Here is a 2,249-nt window from a genome sequence, read left to right on the forward strand (position 1 = left end):
TCAGGCGAAAACTTGTTCGTGGTCTTGCTTGTCATGGCTCCATCCTCTCAGGAGTTGGAGCCTCCGGCAAACCCGGGTCGGTTCAAGACTTCCTGATCGAGGGAGTCCTTGATGGCGGCTCAGCGACGCCTAGTAGAAGCGGCTTGAGCCGCTACTGCCACGTGGGCGGCGCGGCGCGCATCGGGTGGGATGACCGCCGTGTGATTAGCGGGGTCATCCATATGCTGCGTTCGGGAGCGCGGTGGCGCGACCGTCCGCCGGAATACGGCCCCTAGACGACGATGTATAACCGCTTCAACCGCTCGAGCCGACAAGGCCTCTGGTCGTCGGGACTGATTGAAAAGGTTGACTTGCTAAGGGCACACCTCGGATCGTTCTAGTCGATTTGACAGCGACGCTCGCAACTTGACGATTCAGTAATTTGCTTGGTTCGCTGTCCACGGCGACTTGCCCGGCTGGAAAACCGACCCAATATCTTCGGATGTTCCATAATGAAGGTTATGCGAATCAATAAAGCTTAGAAAAATCTTGTCTTACGTTTCATTTGCGCCGCTTCACTCGAATCCAACCGCGACCGACCTTCGTTACGACGCCTTCGCCTGTATTCGCTGTACAGTGTCCCGCTGGCGCCGCTTTCGGTCGCGCTTGCGCCGAACTGGCGGTATCGAAGGCACGGGTGACAGAGAGGTGGCCAGCGTCGGCTCCTCGACGGCGCGGACGGGAGTTCGCTCCGTTGCTTGGGCGGGTGCGGACCGCGCCTCCATAATCTCGAGAACCGAGCGCCCCTTATCTGTGACACGCCAGCCGCCGTTCATCCGCTCGATGAGACCTTGGGAAAATATATCCAAGCCGGGTACGCGGGCTGCCAATCGCTTCGTGCGTTCGGCCCAGAACAGCCAGCTCGTCATCATTATCTGATGTCACGGCGATCTTCTTGGTCGGACTGATCACGCGCAGAAAGGCGCTATTTTGCATGCCCAATACTTACCGATCGTTACACGGGCACCCTGGACCGCCGTATCTTGGGTCGACATTACACGCGCCCCTAGCTTGCAAGCGCGAGTCAGACGACGTTCACGGCTCCTCCTGAACTTATCGTTTACGATCCTGACGTACGATGACGCTCCGCAGCGCTTTTGCTGGCTTGAATCGATGTCCAACAATCGACAAGAGGTCCGCCCGTGGTCGCCCGAAGAAGAAGCCCAACTGCTTGCGCTACACGATGAGGGCACGACTGCGACCGAGCTCGGCGAGCGCTTGGGTCGCAGTCGCCAGGCCGTCTACGGTCGGTTACAACGTTTCCGCAAGCAGCGAGGCCGAGTAAGCCGCACCAACGGACGCGCCTTTGCGCAATGGATCGGTCAGCCGAGAGTCCTCCCCCGCCCTCCCCATCTTCGCGTCCTTGACTGTAGCCGCAACGCCAGGTGACCCCTCCTGCTGGACACAGGTGCTAACACTGCCATCCGGCGTGCGCCTGTACGACTGCCCAACCTGTAAGCGGTGGTTTGGCGAGATGCCGGCTGCCATAATTTGCCTGACGCGGCGTCTTTTGCAGGATCGCAAAAATCGGCAGCAGGGTGGAAATGGTCCGATCCGAGGCTCCTAAAAGTTCGGCGATTTGGTCCGCAGAGGACGACGAGATGCTTTTTCGGATGCGCGCGAGCGGAGCGTCATTCAGCGACATTGCAGCATACCTCGGCCGCAGTCAGGCATCGGTCGAAGCTCGCTATTCCAAACTAAAGAAGCAGATCAAACTGCGTGGTCGTTCCTAAAACATTACGCCCTGCCTCCGGCGGGATACGACCTGGTGAACACACCTTGTTGCTCACTACGGTTATAACGAAACGTGCAGCCATGTGTTGCGCCCCCTACTCGGCACGAGCCTTCGCGGCGACATGGGCCCCCATGCGGCGATGGATTAATTGCGCTCCTGGCCATCCGAGTTAACAGGCCATCCAACACTCTTTGTAAAACGCGGCAGCGCGTCAATTAAATCGAGCCACATGCGTTACGTGGGGCGTCGGTCCCGCTCGCGATCCGCGACGCGGCCGCCCGGAGTTAAGGCAGTGGCCTAAAAAGGAAGGCGGGGTCGGGTCAGCGACGATCTGGACGCACGCGGAGGGGCACGACTTTATCCATGTCGCTGTGACCGGAGCGCCGGCTTTGCAGCTGCACCACCTGCTCGAGTTCGAGAGCCTCTATGGCGAGCTCATCTGCCAAGCGTTCGAAAAGTGCGCGCTTTTGCGGGT

2 protein-coding genes and 1 pseudogene are annotated in these 2,249 nt (G+C 59.3%); 2 read left to right on the forward strand and 1 reads right to left on the reverse strand.

What is annotated here, in order from left to right; genetic code table 11:
* Nucleotides 1-154 precede the first annotated feature (154 nt).
* Both AC0L30_RS42735 and AC0L30_RS42740 read left to right on the forward strand, forming a co-directional pair.
* Nucleotides 155-272 (forward strand): annotated as a pseudogene (locus tag AC0L30_RS42735) (transposase); the annotation flags it as partial.
* An 880-nt stretch (nt 273-1,152) separates the two neighbouring features.
* Nucleotides 1,153-1,428, forward strand: coding sequence for a helix-turn-helix domain-containing protein (locus AC0L30_RS42740; RefSeq protein ID WP_473406768.1), 276 nt, complete (start codon nt 1,153-1,155; stop codon nt 1,426-1,428).
* 22 nt (nt 1,429-1,450) lie between these two features.
* Here AC0L30_RS42740 and AC0L30_RS42745 read toward each other — a convergent pair whose 3' ends face one another.
* Nucleotides 1,451-1,684, reverse strand: a complete 234-nt coding sequence (locus AC0L30_RS42745; RefSeq protein WP_009859267.1) for a hypothetical protein — start codon at nt 1,682-1,684, stop codon at nt 1,451-1,453.
* Nucleotides 1,685-2,249 lie beyond the last annotated feature (565 nt).

It is taken from the genome of Bradyrhizobium sp. MI1.11, assembly GCF_055811255.1.

Coding starts and splice junctions, on each gene's coding strand:
- AC0L30_RS42740 (WP_473406768.1), top strand. CDS start 1,153: ATGTCCAACAATCGACAAGAGGTCCGCCCGTGGTCGCCCGAAGAAGAA.
- AC0L30_RS42745 (WP_009859267.1), bottom strand. CDS start 1,684: ATGTCGCTGAATGACGCTCCGCTCGCGCGCATCCGAAAAAGCATCTCG.